Origin of the sequence: Mesorhizobium sp. M7A.F.Ca.US.002.01.1.1 (genome assembly GCF_004022955.1) — a bacterium.
In the GTDB taxonomy this organism is placed as follows: Bacteria; Pseudomonadota; Alphaproteobacteria; order Rhizobiales; family Rhizobiaceae; genus Mesorhizobium; species Mesorhizobium ciceri.
This window is the reverse complement of record NZ_RZQE01000330.1, coordinates 1-6,622: the sequence shown is the minus strand read 5'-3', so window position 1 is coordinate 6,622 and position 6,622 is coordinate 1. Positions and strand designations below refer to the sequence as shown.

The window sequence follows — 6,622 nt, the reverse complement described above, 5'->3', positions numbered from 1 at the left end:
ATCCTGGCCGGCTCAACGATCTGCGCCACATCATCTACAAGTCCGCCGACCATCCATGGCGGCGGGCACGGCGCAATCTCGGCCTGATGATGCGCGAAGGCCTGCTCAAGGAAAATATCGACGGCGAGGCGCTGCTGTGGGCGCACAACCGGCTGATCGCCCGGCCCGAGCAGCGCAAGATCCTGATGATGATCTCGGACGGCGCGCCGGTCGACGATTCGACGCTGTCGGTCAATCCGGGCAATTATCTCGAACGCCATCTGCGCGCCGTCATCGAGCTGATCGAGACGCGTTCGCCGGTGGAACTCTTGGCCATCGGCATCGGCCACGATGTCACGCGCTACTACCGCCGCGCCGTCACCATCGTCGATGCCGAGGAGCTGGCTGGCGCCATGACCGAGCAGCTGGCTTCGCTGTTTGCCGAGGAAAGCGCGAAGGATACGCGGCGCGGCGGTGGTATGCGGCGCGCCGGATGATCTCCAGGCGCGGCGGCTTTCAGCAGACGCTTTTCGCCGCCATCGCCCTGCTTTCCGATGTGGCTTCGGCGGCAGCCGGTTCGCCCGACTCTGGTTCTGTCGAACCGGTCGAAATCTCGGCCCGCCCGATCACCGAATTTCACATTGGCCGTGCCGACAAGCAATTCGGCCCTTTCGAATTCGTCGGCGGGCTGGAGATGACCTCGCCGACACGCGATTTCGGCGCGCTGTCGGCCTTCCGCTTCCTGAAGGCCGGCGGTGACTTCATCGGCGTTGCCGACACCGGCTTCTGGTTCTTCGGCACGGTGGTCCGCGACGCGGAAAAGCGGCCCTCCGGCATCCAGAATTTCCGCATGCAGCAGATGGTCGACGAGACCGGCCGGCCGATCGACAGGAAATGGGAGGTCGATGCGGAAGGCCTCGCGGTCAAGGACGGCATTGCCACCGTCGGCTTCGAGCGCAGCCACCGCGTCGCCCAGTTCAAGATCGACGCCAACGACATGAAGGCGCCGTTCAAGCCGCTGGATTTCGTCGTTCCGGCCCAGGAGCTGCGCCAGAATCGCGGCTTCGAGACCGTCACCCACGCCAATGCCAACGGTCAGCATGAGGGCGGCCTGGTCGTGGTCTCCGAAAAGAGCCTCGACAAGGCCGGCAACATCTATGCCGCCATCATCGAGGGGCCGCACAAGGGCGTCTTTACTGTCAAGCGCAACGGCGATTTCGACATCACCGACGGCGCCTTCCTGCCGGATGGCGATCTGCTGCTTCTGGAGCGCAGTTTCTCGATGGCGAGGGGCGTCAAGATGCGGCTGCGGCGCATCTATGGCGAAAGCGTCGAGAAGGGCGCGGTCGCCGACGGGCCGGTGCTGCTGGAGGCCGACATGGGCTACCAGATCGACAATATGGAAGGGCTCGACGTCTGGACCCGCGACGACGGCGCGCTGATGGTGTCGCTGATCTCCGACGACAACCACTCGATCCTGCAGCGCAACCTCTATCTGGAATTCATCCTGCACCAGGATTGAGCCCGCCGGCTTTACGTCTTGGTGGCGATCCAGATGATATGGCGCGCGCCGCGCTTGCCGTTGGCGCGCGTACTGACCTCTTCGACCCCGAAGCCTGCCTGCTTCAGCCGCCGCGTGAAGCCGATGTCGGGGCCTTGCGACCACACCGCCAGCACGCCGCCCGACTTGAGGGCGCTGCGTGCGGCTGCGAGGCCCTGCAGGCTGTAGAGCGCGTCGTTGGATTTGTGGACGATGCCTTCCGGGCCGTTGTCGACATCGAGCAGGATGGCGTCCCAGGCCGCGGGCTGCGAGCGTATCAGCTGCCCGACATCGGTCTCCTGGATGGTGACGCGCGGATCGTCGAGACAGCCGCCAAAGATTTCGGCCATCGGACCGTGCGCCCAGGCGACAACGGCCGGCACCAGTTCAGCGATGACGATTCCGGCATCATTGGCCAATTCTGCAAGCGCGGCGCGCAAGGTAAAACCCATGCCAAGCCCACCGATCAGGATTGTTGGCTGGCTATGGCCGGCAATCCGCCCGCAGGAGAGTTTTGCCAGCGCTTCCTCGGAACCGCTGAGGCGGCTGTTCATGAGCTCGTTGGTGCCCAGCATGATCGAGAATTCGGTGCCGCGCCGCTTGAGGCGAAGTTCTTGTCCGCCGTCTGGGGTCTTCGCTGAATCGAGCTGGATCCACGGGATCATGATCTTTGTCCGACCATGATCTTTTCCGAAAACGGGGTCCCACTTTTCGGGATCATGGTTTAAGCCGCAACCGCGGGCTGGCTCCAGCGGGCGGCGAGCAGCCGGTAGGGGATGAGTGCGACGACGGCGATGATCAGCTTCACCGAGAGATCACCAAGCGCCCAGGAGATCCAGCGCATCGCCTCGACATGGAAGACGCCCATCAAGGGTGCGTTTTCCAACGCAAAGCCGTCGTTTGGTCCGGCGAAGGCAAAGGCAGCCGAGAAAGCGACGGTGAAGAACACGGCGGTGTCGAACACCGACCCGACCAGCGTGCCGATGATCGGCGCCCGCCACCAGCTCTGCCGGCGCAGCCGGTTGAACACGGTGACGTCGAGCAGTTGCGCGGAAAGGAACGCCGCTCCGGACGCGGCCGCGATACGCACCAGCCGGTCGGCGGCGGTCTCGAATTCGATCAGGCCGTGACGGAACAGGAAGGGCGGGACAAGGATCGAGCAGATCACCGCCGTCATGAAGCCGACAAGGACGATCCGGCGCGCCACAGTGGGTCCGTAGCGGCGGTTGGCGAGGTCGGTGACCAGGAACGAGAAGGGATAGGTGAAGGCCCCCCAAGTCAGAAGGTCGGCCAGCGAGAGGCCCCCGATCTGGCCCTGCATCGGGAATTGCACGAGAATGTTCGATGCCACGACGACAAGCGCCATGGCGGCCACGAAGGGCAAATACCGCGAGAAGGAAGTCATTTTTTTATCCTGGGTAATGGAACCAGCCAAGCATCGTGCCCATGCGGGCGATGCTCGCCTTCGTATGTGGGCACCGGATTGCCAAAACCTTGCGGCTTCGATCCGATGCCCCAAGGCCAACAAGATGTTGGCCAGAGGCCAACAAGATGTTGGCCAGGGCGGTCGTCCCCCGCCTTTGAACTGTTTAAGCGGCAGCCTGCTCGGCGGTCTTCTTGGCGATCTGCTTCTTCAGCAGACGGGCGCGCTGCGACAATTCCTTGACGTCGGCCTTGGCCAGGAAGGCGTCGAGACCGCCGCGATGTTCGACCGAACGCAGTGCGTTGGCCGAAATGCGCAGGCGCACATTCTGGTTCAGCGCTTCCGAAATCAGCGTCACATTGACGAGGTTCGGCAGGAAGCGACGCTTGGTCTTGTTGTTGGCGTGGCTCACATTGTTGCCGGACATGACTGCCTTGGCAGTGAGTTCGCAGGTGCGGGACATTGTTCTAACCTTCAGTTCTCGGGGTCTGCCAAACACTCAAGCCCACGCCGGGTGGCGCGCGGTTCTGGTCAGGCGGCCTTATGGAAAAAGTTGGCGTTCCATAGTTGCATTTCGCCGAGGCGTCAAGCTCCTGCATTGCCCACGGCGCGCCCGGCATTTTCATATTAAGGCCGGAATTCATCCTATAAGCGGTCTCATAGGGACATGCCAGACCGGAGTTGCCCGCCTCCGGCCGAAAATCAAGGACCCGATCCCGCCATGCTTCGTTCGTCACATGCCTTTGCCGCCATGCTTGCCGCAGCCTTGCCGTCCGCCGCGTCTGCTGCCTCGCCGCAGTCGTTCAAGGGCGAGTATACGGTGTCGTTCCTTGGACTTTCGATAGCGAAATCAACGTTTTCCAGCCGTTATGAGAACGGCGCCTACGCGATCGAAGGCAGCGTCAGCGCGGCAGGGTTGGCAAAACTGTTCGACGACACGCGTGGCACGATCTCGTCCAAAGGCACGATTGCGGGCAAGAGGATGGTGCCGCAGGCATTCCGCGCCGATTACACCTCCGGCAAGAAGGCATCGGTGGTCGACATCCGCTTTGCAAATGGCAGGGTCACCTCGACGCAGGTCGTCCCGGCGCCGGGCAAGCGCGACCCCAAGAGTTGGGTGCCGCTCGGTGCCGGCGACCTGGCATCGGTGCTCGATCCGATGGCTGCCACCGTCATCCATGCCGACAGCCTCGACCAGGTCTGCGGCCGCACGGTAAAGTTCTACGACGGCGAGATGCGCGCCGATCTGACGCTGACCTACGCTTCGAAGGGCACGATCTCGGTGCCGGGCTACAAGGGCGACACGGTTACCTGCCGGATGGGCTTCGAGCCGGTGGCTGGCTATCGCAAGGGCCGCAAGGCGCTCAACTATCTCAAGAGCAAAAGCCGCATGATGGTGACGTTTGCACCGCTCGGCCAAACCGGCGTATATGCGCCGATCTATGCCACGGTGGGCACGCAGATCGGCACCTTGACCATCAGCGCCGGACGTTTCGAAGCGGTACAATAGCCAGGCGCAGAATTGGCGCGCCACTGGAGACAGAATGGGGCGCGCAACACTGATCGGCTTTTCGGCGGTCGCCATGTGGGCGCTGCTCGCACTGCTCACCGATGCGTCGGGCCAGGTGCCGCCGTTCCTCTTGTCGGCGATCACCTTCTCGATCGGCACCGGTGTCGGGCTGGTCGCGCGGCTGTTCATGCCGGCACCCGACAAGAGCCAGAAGATACCGCCGCAGGTGTGGCTGATCGGCATTGCCGGGCTGTTCGGCTACCACTTTTTCTATTTCACCGCGCTGCGCAATGCGCCGGCGGTGGAGGCGAGCCTGATCGCCTATCTATGGCCTTTGCTGATCGTGCTCGGCTCGGCGCTGATGCCGGGCGAAAAACTGGCCTGGAACCATGTCGTCGGCGCGCTGCTCGGCCTTGCCGGCACCGTGCTGATCGTCACCAAGGGCGGGGGCCTCGCCTTCGACGCCCGTTACGCCTTCGGCTATGCGATGGCCGCCGTTTGTGCCGTGCTGTGGTCGTCCTATTCGCTGTTGTCGCGGCGCTTCCCGTCGGTGCCGACCAGCATCGTCACCTGGTTCTGCGCGGCGACCGCGGTGTTGTCGCTCGCCTGCCACCTGGCGCTGGAACAGACGGTTCTGCCTGACGGTCCCGGCCAGTGGCTGGCCGTGCTCGGCCTTGGCCTGATGCCGGTGGGGGCGGCCTTCTATGCCTGGGACATCGGCGTCAAGCGCGGCAATATCCAGGTGCTGGGTGCTGCAAGCTACGCCGCACCGCTGTTGTCGACGCTGGTGCTGATCGCGGCCGGCGTCGCCGAGCCGTCGCTGCGCATCCTCGCCGCCTGCGTGCTCATCACCGGCGGGGCCGCACTTGCAGCGAAGTCGCTGTTCCTGCGCAAACCGGCGGCTGAGAGCGGGGCCAGGGCATCCCAAAGCGGAGCCGGGGCATGACGATGCCGTTTGCCGGCGGCATCGACGCAAATGCCAATGCGACACTGATCTTTTCGCTGGCGGCGGCGGTGATCTACGCCTTTACGCTTGGCATGCCACCAACGCTCGCCCGCTCGGCGGCAAAGACGCTCGCCGTGGCGATGCTTGCCGTGCTGGCCGGGCTGCAGGGCGGCCCGCTGCTGCTCGCCGCCGCGCTCGCTCTCAGCGCTGTTGGCGACGCATTCCTGTCGCGCGACGGTGAAAAGGCCTTTCTCGGCGGGCTGGCCAGTTTTCTTGTCGCCCACATCGTCTATGTCGTGCTGTTCCTGCGCAGCGGTGGCGGGTTGGGGGTGCTTGGCGCCGAGTCGTGGCGCGGAGCGATCGCGCTCGCCATGGCGGTGTTTGCGGCCGTCATGCTGGCGGCGCTGTGGCGGCGCGTCGGTCCCGGCCTGCGTATCCCGATCGCCGTCTATGTCGCTGCGATCCTGGCAATGGGTATCTCGGCGCTGACCACCAGCAACGTCTCCGTGATCGGCGGTGCGCTGTTGTTCATGGCATCCGACGGGCTGCTCGCCACGGAGAAATTCCTGGTGGCCGCCATCTCGCCGCACCGCGCCTGGATGCGCTTCGCCGTCTGGGCGCTGTACTACGCCGCCCAACTCGCGATCACGCTTGGGTCCCTGCTATATCCGGGCTCTTATTGAGTTAAGGTTGTTTCGGCTGCCAGCCGGGTGCTGCCAGTTCGAAGGCGGCAAACTCGAAGCCCGGCGCGACGGTGCAGCCGACCAGCGTCCATTCGCCGAGGCTGCGCGCCGATTGCCACCAGCCCGCCGGCACGACGATCTGCGGCCGCTCACCGGCTGCGAGATCGATTCCAAGCACCTGCTCCACAACGGTGCTGCCTTCTTCCCACATTGCCAGTGCCAGCGGGGCGCCGGCATGGAAATGCCAGACCTCGGCGGCGTCCTTGACCCGGTGCCAGGCCGAAACCTGATGCTCCTCAAGCAGGAAATAAATGGCGGTCGAATGGCCGCGCGCGCCGCCAGTGCCATCGCGAAAGGTCTCGGCATACCAGCCGCCTTCCGGATGCGGCTTCAGCCCGAGCGTCGCGATGATTTCGGCGGAGCTGGTCATGGCGTCGACGATATCACGGGCTCTAGAAGTTGTCCTTGCGCTTGCGGATTTCGGCAAAGACCTCGGCGTCGGAAGCCTTCTCCAGCCCAAGATGCTTGCGGATCGCCGGGT

General features: G+C 64.2%; 8 protein-coding genes and 2 pseudogenes. 5 read left to right on the top strand and 5 right to left on the bottom strand.

The annotated features are described in order from the left end of the window. Together EN932_RS25400 and EN932_RS25395 are read left to right on the top strand one after the other, a co-directional pair. Positions 1-476: pseudogene (locus EN932_RS25400) on the top strand (cobaltochelatase subunit CobT); the annotation flags it as partial. After that, the gene (locus EN932_RS25395; RefSeq protein WP_127385687.1) at positions 473-1,501 is read left to right on the top strand and encodes an esterase-like activity of phytase family protein; all 1,029 of its coding nucleotides are present in this window, start codon (positions 473-475) and stop codon (positions 1,499-1,501) included. The pseudogene EN932_RS25400 and the gene EN932_RS25395, both read left to right, overlap by 4 nt. An 11-nt stretch (positions 1,502-1,512) precedes the next feature. Here the strand turns inward: EN932_RS25395 and EN932_RS25390 are convergent, their stop codons facing one another. The 3 genes from EN932_RS25390 to rpmB form a co-directional block, all read right to left on the bottom strand. Beyond that, the gene (locus EN932_RS25390) at positions 1,513-2,184 is read right to left on the bottom strand and encodes a hypothetical protein (protein WP_064993081.1); all 672 of its coding nucleotides are present in this window, start codon (positions 2,182-2,184) and stop codon (positions 1,513-1,515) included. Positions 2,185-2,243: 59 nt separating this feature from the next. After that, the gene (locus EN932_RS25385) at positions 2,244-2,924 is read right to left on the bottom strand and encodes a queuosine precursor transporter (protein ID WP_024503743.1); all 681 of its coding nucleotides are present in this window, start codon (positions 2,922-2,924) and stop codon (positions 2,244-2,246) included. Positions 2,925-3,108: 184 nt separating this feature from the next. Beyond that, on the bottom strand, positions 3,109-3,405 hold the full coding sequence (rpmB, locus tag EN932_RS25380) for a 50S ribosomal protein L28 (RefSeq protein ID WP_013529373.1): 297 nt from the start codon (positions 3,403-3,405) through the stop codon (positions 3,109-3,111). A gap of 258 nt (positions 3,406-3,663) precedes the next feature. On the opposite strand from rpmB, the gene EN932_RS25375 reads away from it, so the two are divergent. From EN932_RS25375 to EN932_RS25365, 3 genes are read left to right on the top strand one after another with little or no spacing between them, the layout of a single operon-like run. After that, positions 3,664-4,452 carry a DUF3108 domain-containing protein gene (locus EN932_RS25375; protein ID WP_127369169.1) on the top strand — a complete coding sequence of 263 codons (789 nt, stop codon included), beginning with the start codon at positions 3,664-3,666 and terminating at the stop codon, positions 4,450-4,452. Positions 4,453-4,486: 34 nt separating this feature from the next. Then, positions 4,487-5,398: an EamA family transporter gene (locus EN932_RS25370; RefSeq protein WP_027162920.1), complete on the top strand. Its 912-nt coding sequence runs from the start codon at positions 4,487-4,489 to the stop codon at positions 5,396-5,398. Then, positions 5,395-6,081: a lysoplasmalogenase gene (locus tag EN932_RS25365; RefSeq protein ID WP_127369168.1), complete on the top strand. Its 687-nt coding sequence runs from the start codon at positions 5,395-5,397 to the stop codon at positions 6,079-6,081. The genes EN932_RS25370 and EN932_RS25365 overlap by 4 nt, the downstream gene beginning before the upstream one ends. Before the next feature lies 1 nt (position 6,082). On the opposite strand, the gene EN932_RS25360 is transcribed toward EN932_RS25365, so the two are convergent. Then, complete coding sequence (locus EN932_RS25360; RefSeq protein ID WP_013529377.1) at positions 6,083-6,511, bottom strand: cupin domain-containing protein; 429 nt, start codon at positions 6,509-6,511, stop codon at positions 6,083-6,085. A 22-nt stretch (positions 6,512-6,533) separates the two neighbouring features. Further along, positions 6,534-6,622: pseudogene (locus tag EN932_RS25355) on the bottom strand (hydroxyacylglutathione hydrolase); the annotation flags it as partial.

What these genes read in the sequence shown, in the direction of transcription:
- EN932_RS25365 (WP_127369168.1), top strand. Translation starts at nt 5,395, where the DNA reads ATGACGATGCCGTTTGCCGGCGGCATCGACGCAAATGCCAATGCGACA.
- EN932_RS25370 (WP_027162920.1), top strand. Translation starts at nt 4,487, where the DNA reads ATGGGGCGCGCAACACTGATCGGCTTTTCGGCGGTCGCCATGTGGGCG.
- EN932_RS25360 (WP_013529377.1), bottom strand. Translation starts at nt 6,511, where the DNA reads ATGACCAGCTCCGCCGAAATCATCGCGACGCTCGGGCTGAAGCCGCAT.
- EN932_RS25375 (WP_127369169.1), top strand. Translation starts at nt 3,664, where the DNA reads ATGCTTCGTTCGTCACATGCCTTTGCCGCCATGCTTGCCGCAGCCTTG.
- EN932_RS25395 (WP_127385687.1), top strand. Translation starts at nt 473, where the DNA reads ATGATCTCCAGGCGCGGCGGCTTTCAGCAGACGCTTTTCGCCGCCATC.
- EN932_RS25390 (WP_064993081.1), bottom strand. Translation starts at nt 2,184, where the DNA reads ATGATCCCGTGGATCCAGCTCGATTCAGCGAAGACCCCAGACGGCGGA.
- rpmB (WP_013529373.1), bottom strand. Translation starts at nt 3,405, where the DNA reads ATGTCCCGCACCTGCGAACTCACTGCCAAGGCAGTCATGTCCGGCAAC.
- EN932_RS25385 (WP_024503743.1), bottom strand. Translation starts at nt 2,924, where the DNA reads ATGACTTCCTTCTCGCGGTATTTGCCCTTCGTGGCCGCCATGGCGCTT.